At 68.7% G+C, this 21,010-nt stretch carries 22 protein-coding genes; 16 read left to right on the top strand and 6 right to left on the bottom strand.

What is annotated here, in order from left to right:
* The first annotated feature begins 8 nt into the window (after positions 1-8).
* On the top strand, positions 9-701 hold the full coding sequence (locus tag ABGI63_RS00180) for a substrate-binding periplasmic protein (RefSeq protein ID WP_349740460.1): 693 nt from the start codon (positions 9-11) through the stop codon (positions 699-701).
* Positions 698-1,306: a DNA-3-methyladenine glycosylase I gene (locus ABGI63_RS00175; protein ID WP_349740459.1), complete on the top strand. Its 609-nt coding sequence runs from the start codon at positions 698-700 to the stop codon at positions 1,304-1,306. Before ABGI63_RS00180 ends, ABGI63_RS00175 begins: the two co-directional genes overlap by 4 nt.
* A gap of 12 nt (positions 1,307-1,318) precedes the next feature.
* On the opposite strand, the gene ABGI63_RS00170 is transcribed toward ABGI63_RS00175, so the two are convergent.
* Genes ABGI63_RS00170 through ABGI63_RS00160 form a run of 3 tightly spaced genes read right to left on the bottom strand, consistent with a single transcriptional unit; the run spans position 1,319 to position 3,704 of the window.
* Complete coding sequence (locus tag ABGI63_RS00170) at positions 1,319-1,771, bottom strand: fasciclin domain-containing protein (RefSeq protein ID WP_349740458.1); 453 nt, start codon at positions 1,769-1,771, stop codon at positions 1,319-1,321.
* Between the two features lie 45 nt (positions 1,772-1,816).
* Positions 1,817-2,743 (bottom strand): fasciclin domain-containing protein, encoded by a 927-nt coding sequence (locus ABGI63_RS00165; RefSeq protein ID WP_349740457.1) that lies wholly within the window; start codon positions 2,741-2,743, stop codon positions 1,817-1,819.
* Positions 2,736-3,704, bottom strand: a complete 969-nt coding sequence (locus tag ABGI63_RS00160; protein ID WP_349740456.1) for a fasciclin domain-containing protein — start codon at positions 3,702-3,704, stop codon at positions 2,736-2,738. The genes ABGI63_RS00165 and ABGI63_RS00160 overlap by 8 nt, the downstream gene beginning before the upstream one ends.
* Positions 3,705-3,855: 151 nt before the next feature.
* On the opposite strand from ABGI63_RS00160, the gene ABGI63_RS00155 reads away from it, so the two are divergent.
* The 7 genes from ABGI63_RS00155 (at position 3,856) to ABGI63_RS00125 (ending at position 11,488) form a co-directional block, all read left to right on the top strand.
* Positions 3,856-4,461 (top strand): TetR/AcrR family transcriptional regulator, encoded by a 606-nt coding sequence (locus ABGI63_RS00155; RefSeq protein WP_137942900.1) that lies wholly within the window; start codon positions 3,856-3,858, stop codon positions 4,459-4,461.
* A 33-nt stretch (positions 4,462-4,494) separates the two neighbouring features.
* Positions 4,495-5,190: a ribulose-phosphate 3-epimerase gene (gene rpe / locus ABGI63_RS00150; RefSeq protein WP_349740455.1), complete on the top strand. Its 696-nt coding sequence runs from the start codon at positions 4,495-4,497 to the stop codon at positions 5,188-5,190.
* A gap of 13 nt (positions 5,191-5,203) precedes the next feature.
* Positions 5,204-8,404 (top strand): nSTAND1 domain-containing NTPase, encoded by a 3,201-nt coding sequence (locus ABGI63_RS00145; RefSeq protein WP_349740454.1) that lies wholly within the window; start codon positions 5,204-5,206, stop codon positions 8,402-8,404.
* Between the two features lie 32 nt (positions 8,405-8,436).
* Positions 8,437-8,817, top strand: a complete 381-nt coding sequence (locus ABGI63_RS00140; protein ID WP_349740453.1) for a hypothetical protein — start codon at positions 8,437-8,439, stop codon at positions 8,815-8,817.
* 266 nt (positions 8,818-9,083) lie between these two features.
* Positions 9,084-9,362 (top strand): helix-turn-helix domain-containing protein, encoded by a 279-nt coding sequence (locus ABGI63_RS00135; protein WP_137942904.1) that lies wholly within the window; start codon positions 9,084-9,086, stop codon positions 9,360-9,362.
* A 150-nt stretch (positions 9,363-9,512) separates the two neighbouring features.
* The gene (locus ABGI63_RS00130) at positions 9,513-9,980 is read left to right on the top strand and encodes a low molecular weight protein-tyrosine-phosphatase (RefSeq protein WP_269838289.1); all 468 of its coding nucleotides are present in this window, start codon (positions 9,513-9,515) and stop codon (positions 9,978-9,980) included.
* A 53-nt stretch (positions 9,981-10,033) separates the two neighbouring features.
* The gene (locus tag ABGI63_RS00125) at positions 10,034-11,488 is read left to right on the top strand and encodes a diguanylate cyclase (RefSeq protein ID WP_349740452.1); all 1,455 of its coding nucleotides are present in this window, start codon (positions 10,034-10,036) and stop codon (positions 11,486-11,488) included.
* Here ABGI63_RS00125 and ABGI63_RS00120 read toward each other — a convergent pair whose 3' ends face one another.
* Complete coding sequence (locus ABGI63_RS00120) at positions 11,489-12,409, bottom strand: pseudouridine-5'-phosphate glycosidase (protein WP_432767363.1); 921 nt, start codon at positions 12,407-12,409, stop codon at positions 11,489-11,491.
* Between the two features lie 8 nt (positions 12,410-12,417).
* Positions 12,418-13,506 (bottom strand): carbohydrate kinase, encoded by a 1,089-nt coding sequence (locus ABGI63_RS00115; protein WP_349740451.1) that lies wholly within the window; start codon positions 13,504-13,506, stop codon positions 12,418-12,420.
* Between the two features lie 105 nt (positions 13,507-13,611).
* On the opposite strand from ABGI63_RS00115, the gene gph reads away from it, so the two are divergent.
* Positions 13,612-14,304: a phosphoglycolate phosphatase gene (gene gph, locus ABGI63_RS00110; RefSeq protein ID WP_349740450.1), complete on the top strand. Its 693-nt coding sequence runs from the start codon at positions 13,612-13,614 to the stop codon at positions 14,302-14,304.
* Here the strand turns inward: gph and ABGI63_RS00105 are convergent.
* Positions 14,258-14,854, bottom strand: coding sequence for a chalcone isomerase family protein (locus ABGI63_RS00105; protein ID WP_349740449.1), 597 nt, complete (start codon positions 14,852-14,854; stop codon positions 14,258-14,260). The two genes, gph and ABGI63_RS00105, sit on opposite strands and share 47 nt — an antisense overlap.
* 352 nt (positions 14,855-15,206) lie before the next feature.
* Here ABGI63_RS00105 and trpE point away from each other — a divergent pair, with 352 nt between their 5' ends.
* Genes trpE through ABGI63_RS00075 form a run of 6 tightly spaced genes read left to right on the top strand, consistent with a single transcriptional unit; the run spans position 15,207 to position 20,913 of the window.
* Positions 15,207-16,691, top strand: coding sequence for an anthranilate synthase component I (gene trpE / locus ABGI63_RS00100; RefSeq protein WP_349740448.1), 1,485 nt, complete (start codon positions 15,207-15,209; stop codon positions 16,689-16,691).
* Positions 16,692-17,276 (top strand): aminodeoxychorismate/anthranilate synthase component II, encoded by a 585-nt coding sequence (locus ABGI63_RS00095; protein ID WP_349740447.1) that lies wholly within the window; start codon positions 16,692-16,694, stop codon positions 17,274-17,276. It abuts the gene before it with no gap.
* Positions 17,273-18,355: a low-specificity L-threonine aldolase gene (ltaE, locus tag ABGI63_RS00090; RefSeq protein ID WP_349740446.1), complete on the top strand. Its 1,083-nt coding sequence runs from the start codon at positions 17,273-17,275 to the stop codon at positions 18,353-18,355. The genes ABGI63_RS00095 and ltaE overlap by 4 nt, the downstream gene beginning before the upstream one ends.
* A gap of 20 nt (positions 18,356-18,375) precedes the next feature.
* Positions 18,376-19,410 carry an anthranilate phosphoribosyltransferase gene (gene trpD, locus ABGI63_RS00085; RefSeq protein WP_349740445.1) on the top strand — a complete coding sequence of 345 codons (1,035 nt, stop codon included), beginning with the start codon at positions 18,376-18,378 and terminating at the stop codon, positions 19,408-19,410.
* A 19-nt stretch (positions 19,411-19,429) separates the two neighbouring features.
* Positions 19,430-20,230 carry an indole-3-glycerol phosphate synthase TrpC gene (trpC, locus tag ABGI63_RS00080; RefSeq protein ID WP_349740444.1) on the top strand — a complete coding sequence of 267 codons (801 nt, stop codon included), beginning with the start codon at positions 19,430-19,432 and terminating at the stop codon, positions 20,228-20,230.
* Positions 20,227-20,913 (top strand): uracil-DNA glycosylase, encoded by a 687-nt coding sequence (locus tag ABGI63_RS00075; RefSeq protein ID WP_349740443.1) that lies wholly within the window; start codon positions 20,227-20,229, stop codon positions 20,911-20,913. Before trpC ends, ABGI63_RS00075 begins: the two co-directional genes overlap by 4 nt.
* The last annotated feature ends 97 nt before the right edge of the window (positions 20,914-21,010 follow it).

Genomic DNA, 21,010 nt, shown 5'->3' with positions numbered 1-21,010 from the left:
CACAGCCCGTGGTGCTGCGCACCGTGGCGCAAAGCGGCGCGCCGGTCAAGTATGCGCCCGGCGGCGGCGCACGGCCCGGCATCTGCGCCGAGCTGATGGGCGCGGTCGAGCGCCTCGATGCCGGGCTGCGCTTCGAGGGGCAGGGGCGGCTGACGCCGCTGCGGCGCATCGAGCGCATGCTGGCCCAGGGCGAGATCGATGTGTTCTTCTGCCTGCTCAATACCGCCGAGCGGGCCCGGCTATGGGACTATCTGCCGGTGCCGCTGTACCGGGTGCGGCATGTGGCGGTGCAGCGCCAGAACGACCCCACCACCCTGCGCGGCGTCGCCGAGCTCAGGGGCGCGGGCATCGACAAGCCGGTGCTGGTGGCCCAGGGCTCGGCGCTGGCGCAGGCGCTGACGCAGGCCAGGGTGCCCTTCAGCGACGCGGCGCGCTCCGACCTGGATGCGCTGCGCATGCTGATGCTGGGGCGCTCCGACGTGGTCTACGGGCAAGACATGACCCTGCTGCCGCTGCTGAGCCTGCCCGAGTTCGCGGGGCGGCTGCGCATCGCGCCGGTCGTGTTCCATGAAGATACCCAGTACGCGGTGGTGGCCAAGCAGCTGCCGCCGGCCCTCACGCGGCGCCTGCTGCAGGCCTTGCAAACGCTGGAGCGCGAAGGCTTTCTGCGCGATCTGGCCGAACGTTATCGACAACCATGAATCCACAACTGCACATTCCCGCCGATGGCCGGCCGCGCTGCCGCTGGTGCGCCGCCGCCGCCGACTGGCCGCCCTATCTGCACTATCACGACACCGAATGGGGTTTCCCGGTCGCCGATGACCGGCGCCTGTTCGAGAAGCTGTGCCTGGAAGGTTTCCAGTCGGGCCTGTCCTGGCGCACCATCCTGGCCAAGCGCGAGGCTTTCCGCGCCGCATTCGCCGGCTTCGACGCCGAGCGCGTGGCGGCCTTCGATGCTGCCGACGTCGAGCGCCTGCTGCAGGATGCCGGCATCGTCCGTCATCGCGGCAAGATCGAGGCGGTCATCAACAACGCGCAGCGCGTCATCGAACTGGTTGCCGAGCAGGGCTCGCTGGCCGCCTATATATGGCGCTTCGAGCCGGAGGGCGGCCACGAGAACCTGACGGAGTCGCCGGCCTCCAAGGCCCTGTCCAGGGACCTGAAGAAGCGCGGCTGGAAGTTTGTCGGCCCGACCACCATGCATGCCTTCATGCAGTCGATGGGCCTGATCAACGACCATGCGCCGCACTGCGTGACGCATGCCGAGGTGGCGGCCGCGCGGCGGCGTTTCAAGCCGCCGCGCTGAGCCCGGCCGGGCTTACTTGGGCATCACGACGCTGTCGATCACATGGATCACGCCGTTGTCGGCGGCGATGTCGGTGGCCGTCACCTTGGCGCCATCGACCGTGACGCCGCCCATCGTGGCGAGGGTCAGCTCGCTGCCCTGCACCGTTTTGACCTTGCCGGCCTTGACGTCCTTGGCCATCACCTTGCCGGGCACGACGTGGTAGGTCAGCACGGCGGTCAGCTTGGCCTTGTCCTTCAGCAGAGCGTCGAGGTCGGCCTTGGGCACCTTGGCAAAGGCCGCGTCGGTCGGCGCGAACACGGTGAACGGGCCGGGGCCCTTGAGGGTGTCGACCAGGCCGGCGGCCTGCAGCGCGGTGGCCAGGGTCTTGAAGCTGCCCGCCGCCACAGCGGTGTCGACGATGTCCTTGGCCTGCGCCGACAGCGCGAGCAGGGACAGGGCACTGATTGCAAAGAGCTTTTTCATCGGTACTGCTTTCTTTGGGGTTGAGGAAAAGGGGGCGGGCGACGCTCACAGCGTCGGCAGGATGACCTTGTCGATCACATGAATCACGCCATTGCTGGCCAGCACATCGGTGGCGGTGATCCTGGCCTTGCGGCCGTTGCGGTCGCTGATGTCGAGATTTGCGTCGACCGTGAAGGTGTTGCCCTGTACGGTCGTGATGGCCGGGCCGACCGGCACATCGGCCTTCAGCACCCGGGCCGGCAGCACGTGGTAGGTCAGTACTTTGGTCAGCAGGGCCTTGTCGGCCAGCAAGGCGTCCTTGCTGATGCCCAGCTCGGTCAGCAGGGCGGCGAAGGCCGCGTTGGTCGGCGCGAACACGGTGAAGGGGCCGGTGCCGCTCAGCGTGCCGGCCAGATCGGCGGCGACCACGGCCTCGACCAGGATGCTGAAATCGGGCAGCGCGCTGGCGGTCTGGACAATGGTCTTGTCGGCCGGCAGCAGCACACGGTCCAGCACATGGACGACGCCGTTGCTGGCCTGGATGTCGGTGGCGGTGATGGTCGAGACACGGTTGCGTCCGTCGGTCACCCGGGCGGTGCCGCCGCTGAGCTCGATCTTGAAGATGCCGCCCTGCAGCGTGCTGATGGGCTTGCCGGCCGGGATGGCCGCACGCTCCACCTTGGCGGGCAGCACATGGTAGGTCAGCACCGCGGTCAACAAGGCCTTGTCGGCCAGCAGCTGGGCCTTGCTGATGCCCAGCTCGGTCAGCAGCGCGGCGAAGGCGTCATTGGTCGGCGCGAACACGGTGAGCGTGCCCGGTGCGGACAGCGTGGTGCCCAGATCCGCCGCGACCACCGCCTCGCTGAGGATGCTGAAGCGGGCGTCGCTGCGGGCGATGTCGACGACCGTGGGCGGGTGATCATCACCGCCGCCGCAGGCGGCGAGCAGGCCGACCGAGGCCAGCAGGGTCAGGCGTTTGAACCAGTCAAGCATGGGAGTCTCCTTGGTGGTGGTTGATGAAGGGGGTTCGGGGGGCGGGCGCTCCTTGCGCGGCGGGCAGCAGCGGCGCGGCCAGCAGATGCAGCACCCCGTTGCTGGCCTGGCGATCGCTGCCCGGCTGCAGCGGCTGGGCGGCGTCGCCGCTGCCCAGCAGGCCCAGCGGGCTGAACTCGATGCCCAGGCCCTGGGCGCTGTTCATGCGCCCGCCCCAGGGCAGCTCGTGGCTGAGCCAGCGCCCGCCGAGCAGGTGGTGGCGCAGCAGATGGCCCAGCCGTTCGGTGTCCTTCATCAGCGCGCGCCGGCGCAGCCCCAGGCGGCCTGCCAGCAGCTCGAAGCCCTGGTCGCTGGGCGCCAGCAGCGTGAAGGGCCCGCTGGCACGCAGCACCGCGTCGAGACCGCAGCGATGCAGGGCCTCGGCCAGCTCGCCGCGCGACGGGGCCTGCTGCAGCAGCGCCAGCAGGCCCTGCGTCGGCGGTTGCAGCACGCGGTCGATCAGGTGCAGGCGCAGCGCTCCCCAGCGCAGATTGCCGGCCAGCAGCCGGGCCTGATGGCCCTGGGCATCGATCACGCGAGGGCCCTGGGCATCGACCTGCAGGCGCAGCACGCCACCGCCCAGGCTGGGCAGCGGACGGGCCTGCAGCAGCGCGTCGCCGTTCAGCGGCAGCGGCAGCGGCAGCAGGTGCTCCAGCAGCAAGGCGCGCAGCCGCTGCGGCTGCGCCATCAGCGTGTCCATCGTCAGGCCCTGCGCGGCCAGATGCTGCTGCAGCGCGGCGTGCTCGGGCGCCAGCAGGGTCAGGCCTTGACCGTGGCTGAGCAGGCTGTCCAGCCCGGCGCGCTGCATGGCCTGCTGCAGCCAGCCCAACGGCGCCGGCAGCGCGGTGCTCGGATCGGCGGATGCACCCTCGGCGGGCATCAGGCCGGGCTGGTGCAAGGCGGGGCAGAGCCATCTGAGCATAGGGTCCTCGCTTCCTCGATCTGGGTATGACGAGGTGTGAAATTTGAACTGATCAGTTCATTTTGTCAACTGTTTGGTTTTGAAAATTACTTTGCAGTATCTATTTGACCGTTGGGTTCTCGGTTGCTGCGGCGAGCCCTAGAATCGGGCGATGGCAAAAGTTTCATTCCGCGAACAGGTCCTGCAGGCCCGCGAGGACGCCATCGTCGATGCGGTCAACCGCCTGCTGGCCGAGAAGGGCTTTGACCTGATGACGGTGGACGAGGTGGTGGCCGATGTGGGCATCGCCAAGGCCAGCCTCTACAAGCACTTCAGCTCCAAGGAGGAGCTGGCGGCTGCCGCGATGGTGCGGGTGCTGGAGCGGGCGCTGGCCGAGCTGGCGCGGCTGCGCGAGCAGCCGGGCTCGGCGCTGGACAGGCTCAAGGCCGTGGCGCGCTGGACCATGCAGGTGCAGCTGGCCGGCGAAATGCCCTCGCTGCCGGCGCAGAACTCCAGCCTGCGCGCGGCGCTGACGGGGCACAAGCTCTATATGGACCGGCTGCTGACCCTGAGCGACGAGCTCGGCGAATGGATCGCCGCAGCCCAGGCCGATGGCAGCCTGCGCCCCGATCTGCCGCCCGAGATCGTGCTCTACACCTTGTTCGCCCGCGCCTGCGATCCGGTACTCGCCCTGCTGAAGGCCGGCGGCCAGCACAGCGATGCGCAAATCATCGAGATGCTGCTGACCACCTGCTTCGGCGGGCTGGCGGGCTCCTAAAATTGGGGCTCACTCCCAGCCCTGCGCCCGATCATGAGCACCTCCCGCCGCCCCTCTCCGCTGATCTCCCCCAGCATCCTCTCCGCCGACTTTGCCCGCCTGGGCGAGGAGGTGCGCGCGGTGCTGGCCGCCGGCGCCGACTGGATCCATTTCGACGTGATGGACAACCATTACGTGCCCAATCTGACCTTCGGGCCCATGGTCTGCGAGGCGCTGAAAAAGCATGCCGTCAAGCCCGATGGCACGCCCGCACCCATCGATGTGCATCTGATGGTGCAGCCGGTCGACAGCCTGGCCCAGGCCTTTGTGCGCGCCGGCGCCGATCTGGTGAGCTTTCACCCCGAGGCCAGCGCCCATGTGGACCGCACGCTGCAGCTGATCAAGGCCGAGGGCGCCCAGGCCGGCCTGGTGTTCAACCCGGGCACGCCGCTGGACGTGCTGGAGTGGGTGATCGACAAGGTTGACCTGGTGCTGATCATGAGCGTCAACCCGGGCTTCGGCGGTCAGAGCTTCATCCCCAGCGCGCTGAAGAAGCTGGAGGCGGCCCGCCGAATCATCGAGCGGAGCGGCCGCGACATCCGGCTGGAGATCGACGGCGGCGTCAAGATCGACAACATCCGCCAGATCGCCGATGCCGGCGCAGACACCTTTGTGGCCGGCTCGGCCATCTTCGGCAAGCCCGATTACAAGGCGGTCATCGACGCGATGCGCGCGGAGCTGGCGCGCTGAGCGACGCCGCGCGATGCGCTTCGTCCTCGGCGACTGGGCGATCGATCCGGCCAGCAATGGCCTGAGCCGGGGCGAAGAGCGCCGCCAGATCGAGCCGCGGGCGATGCAGGTGCTGGTGGCGCTGTGCGAGCAGCCCGGCCAGGTGATCAGCGCCGAGCAGCTGCTGCAGCAGTGCTGGCCCGAGCAGCCGCTGGGCGACAACCCGGTGCACAAGACCGTGGCCCAGCTGCGCCGCGCGCTGGACGACAGCGCCACCGAGCCGCGCTATATCGAGACCCTGCGCAAGCGCGGCTACCGCGTGCTGGCCCCGGTGGCGTCCAGCGATGGTCCCGCGCCCCAGGCCCGCGAGGGCGGCTGGCGCGGCGGCTCGCCGTTTCGCGGCCTGCAGGCTTTTGATGCGGCCCATGCCGAGGTCTTTTTCGGCCGCGAGCGCGTGCTGCAGGAACTGTTGCTCAGCGTGCGCGCCCGCTGGCACGAGAGGCGTGCCTTCACGCTGCTGCTGGGGCCCAGCGGCTCGGGCAAGACCTCGCTGGTGCAGGCCGGCCTGTTCCCGGCCCTGCAGGGCCTGAGCAGCACGGGGTTGGACCTCGGCGATATCGGCCTGCATGCGCCGCTGGCCGCGCTGGCGGCCGCGCTGCTGGACTGGGAAATTGACGGGCGCTGCCTGTTCCCCGGCGCCAGCGCCGACAGCCTGGCGCAGAGCCTGGCGCACACGCCGCAGGCCGTGCTGGCCGAGATCGCGGCGGCGCGCGGCGGGCGCGACGCGGCGCTGCTGCTCTTCGTCGACCGGCTGGAGGCGCTGTTCGTCGCGCCCCATCTCGATGCCGCCTGCGTCGGCGACCTGCTGGCCGCGCTGCAGGCCCTGGCCGACAGCGGCGATGTCATCGTGATCGCGGCCTGCCGCAACGATTTCTATCCGCGCCTGTCCGAGCACAGCCTGCTGATGCGCGACAAGCAGCTGGGCGCGCATTTCGACCTGGGCCCGCCCAGCCGTGCCGAGATCGCCCAGATGATCCGCCTGCCGGCACGCGCCGCCGGCCTGAGCTTCGGCATCGATCCGGCCACCCGGGCGCGGCTCGACGACCAGCTCTGCGACGACGCGGCCCACAGCCCGGACGCGCTGCCGCTGCTGCAGTACACGCTGGAGGAGCTGTACCGGCTGCGCAGCCCGCATGGCGAGCTGAGCTTTGCCGCCTACCGCGAGCTTGGCGGGCTGGAGGGCGCGATCGGCCTGCGCGCCGAGGCCGTGATCAAGAGCCTGCTGCCCATCCAGCAGCAGGCCCTGCCGCAGGTGCTGGCGCTGCAGATCAGCCTGTCGGCCGAGGAGGCGCGCGCCACCAGCCGGCGCGCGCTGTGGGACGAGTTGGGGGGCGCGGCCGAGCGCGAGCTGGTCCAGGCCCTGGTCGATGCGCGGCTGCTGGTCAGCGATCTGATCGAGCAGCGGGCCGGTTTTCGCGTCGCCCACGAGGCGATTCTGCGGCGCTGGCCGCGGGTCACCGAATGGATTGCCGAGCACCAGCAGGCCCTGCAGCTGCGCAGCCGGCTGCGCCAGCAGGTGGCACGCTGGCAGGCCGAGGGGCGGGCCGCCGAGTACCTGCTGCCCAAGGGCAAGCAGCTGGCCGACGCGCTGGCGCTGCTGGGGCATAGCGAGTTCGCGATCAGCGCGGCCGAGCGTGACTATGTGCAGGTCTCGCGCCGCCGCGCCGCGCGCGGCGGGCATCTGCGCCTGGCGGCCGTGCTGGGGCTGGCCCTGCTGACCCTGCTCAGCGGCATGCTGGCCTGGCGGGCCGACCGCGCCGAGCAGCTGGCGCGCCAGCGCAGCGAGCAGGCCGATGACTTGCTGGGCTATATGCTGGGCGAGTTCGCCGACAAGCTGCGCCCGGTGGGCCGGCTTGAGCTGCTCGACAGCGTCGGCGCGCAGGCCCTGAAGCATCTGGCCGAAGGCGACCGTCCGACCGAGCCGCAAGCCCTGCTGCAGCGCGCCAAGGCCCTGACCGTGATCGGCGAGGTGCGGGTCTCCAAGCGCGAGCTGGAGGCGGCGATAGCGCCGCTGCAGCAGGCGCGCCGCCTGCTCGATGCGGCCACGCCCGCCGCCGAGTTGCTGCCGCAGTGGCGCAAGGCCCAGGGCGCGGCCGATTTCTGGCTGGGCCATGCCTTCTATGTGCAGCGCCAGTTCGACGCCGCGCGCGCCGCCTGGCAGGCCTACCGCGAGCACAGCGCCCAATGGCTGGCCGAGGCGCCCGGTCAGGCCGAGCCGCTGATCGAGCTGTCCTATGCCGAGAACAGCCTGGGCACGGTGATGCTGGACAGCGGCGATCTGCCCGGCGCGGCGCGGCAGTTCCGTGTCTCGATCGAGCTCAAGCAGCAGGCGATGCGGCTGCGCCCCGATGACCTGGGCCTGAAGGCCTGGTGGGCCAACAGCCTGACCTGGCTGGGCACGACCTTGCTGTGGCAGGGCGAGTTCGAGGCGGCGCGGCGCCTGTTCGAGCAGGGGCTGCAGGGCATTGCACAGGCGCGCGCCCAGGCCCCGTCGGATCTGGAGTGGCTGGACAGCGAAGCGGTGGCCCAGACCTGGATCGGCCAAGCCTGGCAGAAGCTGGGGCAGCGGGATCAGGCGCTGGCGGCCCTCGGCCGGGCCAAGGTCTTGTTTGGCTGCTTGCTGGCGCAGGAGAGCGATAACCGCAAATGGCGGCTGGGCCTGGCCCGGGTCGAGGTGCTGGAGATCGAGACGCAGGCACCCGGGCGCAGCGCGGCGCGGCTGCGCGAACTGCTGGCGCAGCTGCAGCGTTTCAACAGCGGCGCCAGCGCGGCGGCGACGCTGCGTCGCCTGCCCCAGCGCGCCCAGACCACGCTGGCGCTGGGCCGCGAACTGCGCGCCCAGGGCGAAGGCGTCGAGGCCCTTGAGCTGCTGACGGGCCTGCTGCCCAGTCTGAGCGATGCGCTGCGGACCCAGCCCGATGATCTGCGCCTGCACGCCGAGCGCGCCAAGGTCCGCTTGGCCGTCGCGGATCTGCACACGCAAGCGCGCGCCGCGACGGCGGCGCGCGCGCAATGTGAAACCGTGCTGACCGAACTGGACCGCCTGCGGCCCTTGCTGCGGGTTCATTTCGATATTACCGACACCTGGGTCCAGGCATATTCCTGCCTGGAGCGGAAAGGCCAGGTCGGCGCCGAGCAGCAATGGTTGGCCGAACGGCGAGATTCCCGCTCCTGATTCATTCGAAACCAGTTGAAAAAGGGATGCCCATGTCGACCAATACTTACTATGTCAAGGCTTCGATAGACGCCAGCGGCAACTATGCCGACTGCAGTTATTTCACCGACCCAGCCTGTACCCAGGTGGCTGAGCAGCCTTTGCGCATTCCACAAAGCGCCGGGGTTTGCAATTTCGTGCAGGCGACCGCCTCGCCGCTGGTGCTGGTCGGCTCGGTCTTCAAGACCCTGGGCCATGCACCGACGCTCAACAGCCATAACTTCACGCCGGCCAATGACGAGCACATCGTCGCGGTGGGCATGCCCACCAGCGAGATCGTCACCAAGGGCGTGGTGCTGATGTTCTCCAGCCCCGGTGAGGTCACCTGCCTGTATCCCAGCACCGACCCCGAGGTCAAGAACGACGACCAATGAGCCGGTACCGCCCACCTGAGACCGAGATGAGACCAAGCTGAGACTGCCGCCAGCGCCGGGCACGTCGACAATTCGCGGACTTGCTTGACCGTAGATCCGTCAAAATCAAGGGTTATCCCTTGGTTTTTTCGTTCATAAGGCCCCGGAAGGTTTCCGGAAGCTTGTTCGAGCCCGGGCTGCCTAGAGTCCGTGGCGTCGCGGAGATCTGCGGCGCCGCGGCGGGACGCTCGACCGACCCGCCCCCATCATCACAAGAGGGTCCGAGCATGCAGCAAGACACAGAGCGCGCCGGTCGGCCGGTGCCGACCACCGGGCGGGTATTCCTGGTCTCCGAGATACTGAAGGATCTGCGCAGCGAGAAACTGCAGAGCCAGGAGGAAATGGCATTTTCCTGCAGCGACCGGAAAATTCGGGTCTCGATCGCGTCGATCAAGCGTGCCGAAACCGGCAAGCCGGTGATTTACCGGGTGGCCCGCGAACTGGCACGGTATTTTGATGTGCCGGTGCAGAAACTGATACGCAGCGAGCGCAGCGGCACCGCCTGATACTGATACCAAACTGATACTGGCGGGCCGGCCACCAGCCACCAAACTTGTCTTCGCTCAGGGACTGCGGAATATCGACCAAGCATCGGCCTTGAACAAGTGACAAGGCCGGGACGCCGGGCCGCAGCGGCGTCTCCTATCATCGCGGTGATGAAGAACATCCTGCTGGTGTGCACCGCCAATATCTGCCGCTCGCCGATGGCCGAGGCTGTCTTGAAGGCGCAAGGCCTGTATGCGCTGGTGCAATCGGCCGGCATGCGCGCCGGGCCGCGCGGCGAGCCGGTCGATGCCCGCGCCGCCCGCGTGCTCTTGCAGCGCGGCTATGAGCTGGGCAAGAAATGGCGCTCGCGGCGTGTTCAGGCCGAGGACTTTGCCCGCTTCGACCTGGTGCTGGCGATGGACCACGACAATCTGCGCGATTTGCGCCTGCTCTGCCCGGCCCAGCAGCAGGACAAGCTGCATCTGTTCCTGGATTTCGTGCCCGGCCACGCCGGCCGGGAGGTGCCCGACCCCTATTTCGGCAGCATCCAGGGCTTCGAGCATGTGCTGAGCCTGGTGGAGCTGGGCGCGTCGGGATTGCGCGAAGCCCTGCAAAGCGGGCGTGTCTCGGCGCTGTGACAGCCCGGGTCGCAGCGCTACTCAATTGGCTGCTGCAGCGCTAAGCTGCGGCCATGCAGATACGCACCAAGCTCGCCCTTCACCTGATGGTGCAGGTCGTCCTGGTGGGGCTGATGGTGGCGGCCCTGCTGCATCTGGCCTCGGCCTACCGGGCGCTCGAACAGGCCCAGTCGCGGCGCTTCGAGGGCCATCAGCTGGCGGCCGAGCTGTATCAAAGCTCCAACGAACTGAGCCTGATGGCGCGTCTGTTCGTGCTGCAGCAGCAGCCGCGCTATGCCCAGTTCTATGCCGATATCGTGCGCATGCGCGAGGGGCAGGCGCCGCGTCCGCTGGACTATGACGCGGCGTTCTGGGATCTGCGCCTGGCCGAAGCGCAGGCCGCCGACGGACCTGGCCGCATGGCCTCGGCGCAGGAGCGCCTGCACGCGGCCGGTTTCACGGCGCAGGAACTGGGTTTGCTCGACGAGGCCCGGCAACGCTCCGAGGCGCTGATGACGCTGGAGCGCCAGGCCATGGGCCTGGTCGAGAAGCGGCCGGGCTTCACGCCGCGCCCGGAGGACTGGCGCCAGGCCCTGGATCTGCTGCACGGCGAGGCCTATCTGCGCGCCAAGGCCGAAATCGCGGCGCCGCTGCGGCGCCTGACCCAGAGCCTGGCCCTGCGGCTGGAACAGGAGCGGCTGCAGGCGCAGCGCAGCGTCCAGCAGGCCTCCTATCTGGCCGCCGCCATCCTGCTGGTGCTGAGCCTGCATGCGCTGTGGTCGGCGCACCGATTCGACCGCTCGGTGCGCCAGCCGCTGGCGGCCCTGCGGGACTGGGCCCAGTCAGTGCGCTCGGGCCGCCATGGCAGCCGCACGAAGCTGCCGGTGGACACCGAGTTCGGCGAGCTGTCGGCGGTGATCGACGAGATGGCCGATGCGGTGGAGCACAGCCTGGCCGAGTTGCGCGAGGAGGTGCAGCGCCGCACCCGTGCCGAGGAGGTGGTCCAGCATCTGGCCAACCATGATGCGTTGACCGGTCTGCCTTCGCTGCGCCTGCTGCACGACCGGCTGGAGCGGGCGCTGGCACGGGCCCAGCGCGAAGGCGAGGGCGTGGCGGTGCTGTTCATCGACCTGAACGGTTTCAAGCCGGTCAATGACCAGTACGGCCATGAGTCCGGCGATATGGTGCTCAAGGTGGTGGGCCAGCGCCTGGCCGGTGCGGTGCGCGATGCCGACACGGTGGGTCGCATCGGCGGCGATGAATTCCTGGTCATCCTGCCCGATGTCGGCAGCCATGAGGCGGCCGTCCAGGTGCGCGAGAAGCTGGACGCGCTGCTGCGCCAGCCCATCTATCTGCCGACCCACAAGCTGGTGGTGCAGATCTCGGCGGCCATCGGCATCGCCCGCTTTCCCGACATGGCCAAGGACTCCGCCAGCCTGCTGCGCCTGGCCGACGAGGACATGTACAAGCACAAGGCCGCCAGCGGGGCGGGGCGCCCGCCCTCGGCCCCGCCGATCAAGGTCGGCTGATCAGGACGCTGCCAGGGCCACCGCCAGGCGCGCGCCGGCCACGGCGTTGTGCTTGACCAGGGCGATATTGGTGGCCAGGCTGCGGCCTTCGGTCAGCGCCTTGATGCGGGCCAGCAGATAGGGGGTGACGGCCTTGCCGGCGATGCCTTGCGCGGCGGCCTCGGCCAGGGCCTGCGCGGTGATGCGCTCGATCTCGGCACGCTCCATCGCCTGCCCGGCCGGCACCGGGTTGGCGATCACGACGCCGCCGGCCAGGCCCAGCGCCCATTTGGTCTGCAGGAAACGAGCCTGCTCGGCCGCCGCGTCGATGCGGAAGTCGGCCTTGAAGCCGCTGTCGGGCGTGTAGAAGGCGGCGAAATTGTCCTGGCCGATCGCGATCACCGGCACGCCATGGGTTTCCAGGTACTCCAGCGTCAGGCCGATGTCGAGGATGGACTTGGCGCCGGCGCAGACCACGGCCACCGAGGTCTGGGCCAGCTCCTGCAGATCGGCCGAGATGTCGAAGGAGGTCTCGGCGCCGCGGTGCACGCCGCCGATGCCGCCGGTCACGAAGACCTGGATGCCGGCCAGCGCCGCGCAGATCATCGTCGCGGCCACGGTCGTCGCGCCGATCTTGCCGCTGGCCAGCACATAGGGCAGGTCACGCCGGCTGACCTTCAGCGCCTCGGGCGATTGGCCCAGCAGCTCCAGCTCGGCCTCGGACAGGCCGATGCGGATCTTGCCGTCGAGGATGGCGATGGTGGCCGGCACCGCGCCGCCATCGCGAATGATCTGCTCGACCTCGCGGGCCGTCTGCACATTCTGCGGGTAGGGCATGCCATGCGAAATGATGGTGGACTCCAGCGCGACGATGGGGCTGCCGGCGGCGCGGGCGGCGGCCACTTCGGCCGAGTATTCGATGAAGGTGTGCAGGGTGCTCATGGAGGTTCTCATTGGATGGATTGCAGCAGTTCGGGGCCGAGATCGGGATGGACGGTGGCTTCGGTCTGCAGGGTCAGCGCCGACAGCGCGAGGCCGCGGCGGCAGGCCAGGGCCAGGTCGAGCGGGTCCTGGTACAGCGAGGCGCAGACCCCGGCCGAGAAGGCGTCGCCGGCGCCGGTGACATCGAGCACCGGCACGCGCGGTGCCGGCATCGCCAGCAGCGTGTCGCCGTCGCTGTAGAGCAGGCCGGCCGCGCCCTGGGTGACGACCAGCTGTTGCAGGCCGCGCTCGCGCAGCTGGCGATGGGCGCGCCGCAGCGCGCCCGGGCCGGAGAGCGGCTTGCCGCCGCACAGCGCGGCCAGCTCGCCCTCGTTCAGCAGCAGGCAGTGCACGCCGCGCAGGTCCGGCGGCAGCCGCGCCATCTTGGGCACCGAAACCGCGACGACGACCAGCGGTCGCGTGTCGGCGGCGGCCTCGCTGATCAGCTGGGCCACGCTGTCGGCCGGCAGGTTCAGGTCGATCACGGTGAGGCTGGCGCTGGCGCGCTGGGCCGAGGTGAGTCGCAGGAAGTCGGGTGTCAGCCTGTCGGTCAACGCCATCTGCGCCAGGGCCAGCAGCATCGCGCCATCGGCGTCGAGCACGGCGGTGTAGCTGCCGGTGGCGGCGTCGGCGGCCTGCAGCGAGCCGCTGGTCGCGATGCCCAGCCGCGCCGCATGGGCCAGCAGCTCGCGGCCGGCCGGATCGTCGCCGACCGCGCTGAGCAGATGCACCGGCAGGCCCAGCCGCGCCAGGTTCTCGGCCACATTGCGGGCCACGCCGCCGGGCGTCTCGCGCTGGCTGACCGGGTTCGAGGTGCCCATCTGCAGCGGCGCCAGGGTGCGCAGCTTGCGGTCCAGATTGCTGCCGCCGATGCAGACGATGGGCGCACGCTGCGGCAGCACATAGGCCCGGCCCAGCAGCCGGCGCTCGCGCGTCAGGCTGGCGATATGGCCGGCCACCGCCGAGCGCGACAGGCCCAGGCGCTCGGCCAGGTCCTGCTGGCCGATGAAGGGGTTGTCGCGTATCAGTGCGAGCAGCTGTTCTTTTTTGCTGTCCATGGCGTTTGAAAACAATTGTCCGTATTGTAAAACAATTGTCTGGATCGAGGTGGTGCGCCCAGCGTGCCCGCTAAACTCGCGGCTCCCCAGTTCGCCAAGCCCGCCGTGAACCCTCAGACCCACCCCCAAGCCTTTATTCTTGACCTCGACGGCACCCTGGTCGATACGCTGGGCGACTTTGTCGCGGTGTTGAATCTGGTGCTGCAGGAGCTGGCGCTGCCGGCCGTGAGCCGCGAGTTCGTCGAGCTGACGATAGGCCAGGGCAGCGAGCATCTGATACGCAGCACGCTGGCCGAGGTGGGCGGGGCGCCCGCGCTCTACGAGACCGCCTGGGCGCGCTACCAGCAGCACTATCTGGCGCTGAACGGCCAGTTCTCGGCGGTGTTTCCGGGCGTGGTCGAGGGGCTGGAGCGGCTGGCCGCGCTGGGCCTGCCGATGGCCTGCCTGACCAACAAGCCGCTGGCCTTTGCCCGCGAGCTGCTGGCGCGCAAGGGCCTGGCCGGCTACTTCGGCTGGGTGTTTGGCGGCGACAGCTTCGAGCGCAAGAAGCCCGATCCGCTACCGCTGATCAAGACCTGCGAGGCGCTGGGCACGGCGCCTGGCGCCACCTGGATGATCGGCGACTCCAGCAACGATGCCCGTGCGGCGCGCGGCGCCGGTTGCCCGGTGGTGCTGATGCGCTATGGCTACAACCACGGCGAGCCCATCGACGCGGTGCCGGCGCTGCAGCACCTGGACCGGCTGGATCAGCTCACTGTCCCGAGCGGCTGCGCTGAATCCCCAGCAGCGCGTCCTTGAGCTGGTCGTCGGCCGGCGACTTGCCCAGCCAGATCTTCAGCAGCACGCCGAAGAACTCCGGCTCCTTGATCGGCTCGCCGGCGACCTTGGCGCCGTTGACATAGACCACGGTGCCGGTGCCGGGAATCCACTCGACGCTGAAGTTCTCGCCGGTCGTGAGCTTCTTCTTGGTCGCAAAGATATCGGCGATGCGCAGCACGCCGTTGATGGCCTTGGCGAACTCCTCGCGCGAGGCGTTCTGCTCCATGCCCTTGGTGAAGAGCTTGCCGAGTTCGTTGCCGTCGATCTCGCGCAGCATCTGGATGTGCAGGCGCTTCGGGCCTGGCGCGTTGAGCGCGGCCTCCGGTGTGCCGGCCTTGGCGCCCAGATACAGGCCTGCGGTATAGACCTTGAAGACGGCCTTGTAGCGAATGCCGGCGCCGTTGAGTTGCAGCTTCTGGCCGGCCACGTCGGCCGTGGGCTCGTACTTGACGCCGGCCACCTCGACCGTCTGGGCCTGGATAGGCAGGGCCACGGCCAGCAGCAGGGCCGCAAGGATTTGTCTCGACATGTCTCGCTCCGTCTTGTCGGCGAAGTATGGCGCGAAGCCCGCCCGCTTGTCCGTGTTGTGCATCACGCACAAACCCTGAACGGAGTCGTCACACAAGCACTGCTAAACTGCGCCGCATCATGTTCATCACGCGCAAGCACATCAAGGGGTCGAACGACCGGGGAGCCTGGCCCTGGCGTCGCCCGTCCGACTTCGCCTGAAGCCGCTTGATTGATTGACCGCGTGCCGACTCCTGGTTTCCGGAGCCGCACAGCCTGAACCTCCCCGGTGGGATGGGCGCAGTCAAGCGACCTGACATCCGGCGTGCCTGCGTCGCCTTCGAGCGCGAGGCCGCCCTGCATCAAGGTACGTGATGATTACCGAACTCGAATTCCAGAGCCTGGCTGCCCAGGGCTATAACCGCATCCCGCTGCTCAGCGAGGCTTTTGCGGATCTCGAAACTCCGCTGTCCCTGTATCTGAAGCTGTGCGCCGGTGCCGGCAACGGACGGCACAGCTTCCTGCTGGAGTCCGTCGTCGGCGGTGAGCGCTTCGGCCGCTACTCCTTCATCGGTCTGCCGGCCCGCACCGTGCTGAAGAGCCATGGGCTGCGTACCGAGGTGCTGCGCGATGGCGCGGTGATCGAGACGCACGAGGGCAATCCGCTGGATTTCATCGAGGCCTACCAGCAGCGCTTCAAGGTTGCGCTGCGGCCCGGCATGCCGCGCTTTTGCGGTGGTCTGGCCGGCTATTTCGGCTATGACGCGGTGCGCTATATCGAGCCCAAGCTCGCCAAGACACAGAAGAGCGGCGGCCTGGACACGCCCGATGTGATGCTCTTGCAGTGCGAGGAACTGGCCGTCATCGACAACCTGTCGGGCCGGCTCTACCTGATCGTCTACGCCGACCCCTCCCAGCCCGAGGCCTATTTCCGCGCCAAGAAGCGCCTGAGCGATCTGCGCGACAAGCTGACCTACAGCGTCTCGGCGCCCCAGGTCAAGCGCGGCCAGTCGCACCCGGTCGAGCGCGAGTTCGCACGGGCCGATTTCGAGGCCGGCGTGCGCAAGGCCAAGGACTACATCGCGGCCGGCGACTGCATGCAGATCGTGTTCGGCCAGCGCTTGCGCAAGCGCTATACGGAGTCGCCGCTGAGTCTGTACCGAGCGCTGCGTTCGCTGAACCCCAGCCCCTATATGTACTTCTACGATATGGGCGACTTCCAGATCGTCGGCGCCTCGCCGGAGATCCTGGTGCGCCACGAGCGCACACCCGAGGGCCAGCAGATCACGATCCGCCCGCTGGCCGGCACCCGCCCGCGTGGCGCGACGCCCGAGCTCGATGCGGCGCTGGAAGTGGAGCTGAAGGCCGACCCCAAGGAGCGTGCCGAGCACCTGATGCTGATCGACCTGGCGCGCAACGACATCGGCCGCATCGCCAAGACCGGCTCGGTCAAGCTGACCGATGCCTTCGCGGTGGAGCGCTACTCGCATGTGATGCACATCGTCTCGAATGTCGAGGGCACGCTGCGCGAGGGCCTCAGCAATATGGATGTGTTCCGCGCCGCCTTCCCAGCCGGCACCTTGAGTGGCGCGCCGAAGATACGCGCGATGCAGATCATCGACGAGCTGGAGCCGGTCAAGCGCGGCATCTATGGCGGCGCCTGCGGCTATCTGAGCTTTGCCGGCGATATGGACCTGGCGATTGCGATCCGCACCGGCATCGTGCAGGACCAGACCCTGTATGTGGCCGCCGCCGCCGGCATCGTGGCCGACTCGGTGCCCGAGCTGGAATGGAAGGAAACCGAGGCGAAGGCGCGCGCGCTGATTCGCGCGGCTGAACTGGTCGAGGAGGGCTTCTAAATGCTGCTGATGATCGATAACTACGACAGCTTCACCTTCAATCTGGTGCAGTACTTCGGCGAGCTCGGCGCGGATGTGAAGGTCGTGCGCAACGACGAGATCAGCGTCGCCGAGATCGCGGCGCTGAAGCCCGATCAGCTGGTGTTCTCGCCCGGGCCTTGCTCGCCGGCCGAGGCGGGCGTCTGTGTGGAGGCCATCCAGCACTTCACCGGCAAGCTGCCCATCCTGGGTGTCTGCCTGGGCCATCAAAGCATCGGTGCGGCGCTGGGTGGCAGGATCATCCGCGCCAGGACCCAGATGCATGGCAAGGCCAGCACGATCAGCACCGACCGCAAGGGCGTGTTCAAGGGCCTGCCGCAGGATTTCTCGGTGATCCGCTACCACTCGCTGGTGATCGAGGAGGCCACGATGCCGGCGGTGCTGGAGATCAGCGCGCGCAGCGAGGATCGCGAGATCATGGGCGTGCGCCACCGCGAGCTGGCCGGCACGGCCACGCCGCTCGAAGGCGTGCAGTTCCATCCCGAGTCCATCCTGTCCGAGCACGGTCATGCGATGCTGAAGAATTTCCTGGAGCAAGCCTTATGAGCGCCATCGTCGACCTCAGAAGCGACACCGTCACCCGGCCCACGGCCGCCATGCGCGAGGCCATCGCGCGCGCCGAGGTGGGCGACGACGTCTTCGGCGACGACCCGACGGTGCTGGCCCTGCAGGCACGCATGGCCGCGCTGACCGGCATGGAGGCGGCGCTGTTCATGCCCTCGGGTACGCAGAGCAATCTCTGCGCGATGCTGGCCCATTGCGAGCGCGGCGACGAGTACATCGTCGGCCAACTGGCCCACACCTACCGCTATGAAGGCGGTGGCGCGGCGGTGCTGGGCAGCATCCAGCCCCAGCCGCTGAGCCAGGATGGCCGCGGCCAGATGGATCTGGCCGACATCGCCGCAGCCATCAAGCCGAACGATCCTCACTTTGCGCGCAGCCGCCTGCTGTGCCTGGAGAACACCTGGAACGGTCAGGTCATGCCGCACACCTATCTGGCCGAGACCACGGCCCTGGTGCGCCGTCACGGCCTGAGCTGCCATCTGGACGGGGCGCGGGTGTTCAACGCCGCAGTCGCGGATGCGGGAGCACACGGCGATGTGTTCGCCGCGCTCGCGCGCATCACCGCGCATTTCGACAGCGTCTCGGTCTGCTTCAGCAAGGGTCTGGGCGCGCCGGTGGGCTCGATGCTGTGCGGCTCGGCCGCGCTGATTGCGCGGGCGATGCGGGTGCGCAAGATGGTCGGTGGCGGCATGCGTCAGGTCGGCCTGCTGGCGGCTGCGGCCAACCATGCGCTGGACCACCATGTGCTGCGCCTGCGCGAGGACCACGCGCTGGCCGCCAGCCTGGCCGAGGGACTCGCCGGCATCGAGGGCCTGAGCGTGCGCCCGGTGGACACCAATATCGTGTTTGCCGATGTGGCGGACGGCCGCGGCGCCGATCTGCTGGCCCATCTGAAGGCGAAGGGCATCCTGGCCACCGGCCTGATCGGCCTGCGCTTCGTGACCCATCTGGATGTCGACGCCGAGGGCATCCGCCGCACCGTGGCCGCCGTGCGCGAGTTCTTCGCCGCCGCAGGCAGGGCGCCAACCGCCGCAGCCCGCGCTGCGGCCGGCCCGTATTGAGATCTGCAGGAGCGACAAGCATGCCCATTACCGACAACGAAGCCCTGACACGCGTCATCGAGCACCGCGAGATCTTTCACGACGAGATGCTGACCCTGATGCGCCGCATCATGGCCGGCGAGATGTCGCCGGTGATCTCGGCCGCGCTGCTGACCGGCCTGCGCGTCAAGAAGGAAACCATCGGCGAGATCACCGCGGCCGCCCAGGTGATGCGCGAGCTGAGCAACAAGGTGCCGGTGCCGCCGCACCCCAACCTGGTCGATGTCGTCGGCACCGGCGGCGACGGTGCCCACACCTTCAATATCAGCACCTGCTCGATGTTCGTCGCGGCCGCGGCCGGCGCACAGATCGCCAAGCATGGCAACCGCAGCGTCTCCAGCAAGACCGGCAGCGCCGATGTGCTGGAAGCGCTGGGCGCCAACATCATGCTGAGCCCGGCTCAGGTGGCCGAGAGCGTCAGGCAGACCGGCATCGGCTTCATGTTCGCGCCCAACCACCATCCGGCGATGAAGAACATCGCCCCGGTACGGCGCGAGCTGGGCGTGCGCACCATCTTCAACATCCTGGGCCCGCTGACCAACCCGGCCGATGCCAAGAACATCCTGATGGGCGTGTTCCACCCCGATCTGGTCGGTATTCAGGTGCGCGTGATGCAGCGCCTGGGCGCCGAGCATGCGGTGGTGGTCTATGGCAAGGACGGCATGGACGAGATCTCGCTGGGCGCGGCCACCCTGGTCGGCGAGCTGAAGAACGGCGAGGTGCGCGAGTACGAGATCCATCCGGAGGACTTCGGGCTCTCGATGGTGAGCAACCGCAGCCTCAAGGTCGCCGGCCCCGAGGAGTCGCGCGTGATGCTGATGGGGGCGCTGGAGAATGTCGAAGGGCCGGCGCGCGATATCGTGATCCTGAATGCCGGTGCGACGCTGTATGCGGCCAATGTCGCCGAGTCGATTGCCGACGGCATTGCCAAGGCCCGTGCCGTGATCGCGTCCGGCGCCGCCAAGACCAAGCTGGCGCAGTTCGTCGCGGCGACCCAGTCGCTGGGCAAGGCTTGAGAGAGAGAGAAAGATCGAGATGGACGACATCCTGAAGCGCATCGTTGCGGTCAAGCACGAGGAGATCAAGGCCGCGCGCGCCGCGCTGCCGCTGGCGACCGTGCGGCGCGAGGCCGAGCAGCTCGGCGGCCTGCGCGACTTCGAGGCCGCGCTGCGCGCCAAGATCGCCGCCGGCAGTCCCTTGAAGGGAAGTGCGGTGATCGCCGAGATCAAGAAGGCCAGCCCCAGCAAGGGCGTGATACGCGCCGACTTCCGTCCGGCCGAGATCGCCGCCAGCTATGAGCGGCATGGCGCGGCCTGTCTCAGCGTGCTGACCGATGCGCAGTTCTTCCAGGGCGCGCCGGCCTATCTGCAGCAGGCCCGGGCGGCTTGCACGCTGCCGGTGCTGCGCAAGGACTTCATGGTCGACGAGTACCAGGTCTATGAGGCCCGCGCGATGGGGGCCGATTGCATCCTGCTGATCGCCGCCTGCCTCGAAGACGCGCAGATGGCCGATCTGGAGACCTGCGCGCAAAGCCTGGGCCTGGCGGTGCTGGTCGAGGTGCACGACGGCGCCGAGCTGGACCGCGCGCTGCGGCTGAAGACGCCCTTGGTGGGCATCAATAACCGCAATCTGCGCAGCTTCGAGGTCACGCTGGACACGACCCTGGGCCTGCTGAGGAGCGTGCCGGCCGAGCGCCTGCTGGTCACCGAGAGCGGCATCCTCGGCCCGGCCGATGTGCAGACGATGCGCGCCGCCCAGGTGAACGCCTTCCTGGTCGGCGAGGCCTTCATGCGCGCGCCCGATCCCGGCGCGGCGCTGGCCGAGCTGTTCGCGTGAGCGCAGTGGCAGCAGGCGGCTGGACGCCCGTCGTCGAGGCCTGGCGCGCCAGCCCGGCCGGTCAGGGCCTGGAGGCCTATCTGGCCCAGCGCCGCGCGGCCGGCGCGACGATCTATCCGCCCGAGCCCTATCGCGCGCTGCAGCTGACGCCGCTGGACCAGGTCAAGGTCGTGATCCTGGGCCAGGATCCGTACCACGGCCCGGGACAGGCCGAGGGCCTGTCCTTCTCGGTGCCGCGCGGTCTCAAGAAGCTGCCACCCAGCCTGCGCAATATCTACAAGGAGCTGCAGCGCGACTTGGGCCTGACGCCGCCGCCCCATGGCCATCTGGGCGCTTGGGGCCAGCGCGGCGTGCTGCTGCTCAACACCTGCCTGACGGTCGAGGACGGCGCGCCGGCCAGCCATGCCAAACGGGGTTGGGAGGCGCTGACCGATGCGCTGATCCGGGCTGCGGCAGCCGATGCTGCGCCCAAGGTCTTCATGCTCTGGGGCGCGCATGCCCAGGCCAAGGCGGCGCTGATCGCGGCGGCCGGGCCGCAGCATCTGATCCTGCAGTCCAACCATCCATCGCCGCTGTCGGCGATGCGGCCGCCGCTGCCCTTTATCGGCTGCGGCCATTTCTCCCGGGCCGCCCACTGGCTGGCCGAGCAGGGGCGGGCGCTGGATTGGCGTTTACCGGAATAACCCTGATTTGGTGCCTTATTGGTATTAACCCGAGATTAAGGCGGAACCCGCGTCACTGAGGGTAAATCAGTGGAATACCAATTGACGTACCGGTATC

Origin of the sequence: Roseateles cavernae, assembly GCF_040187885.1 — a bacterium.
Classification (GTDB): domain Bacteria; phylum Pseudomonadota; class Gammaproteobacteria; order Burkholderiales; family Burkholderiaceae_C; genus Roseateles_E; species Roseateles_E cavernae.
The sequence above is the reverse complement of the archived record's forward strand: the minus strand, read 5'-3'. Positions and strand labels throughout refer to the sequence as shown.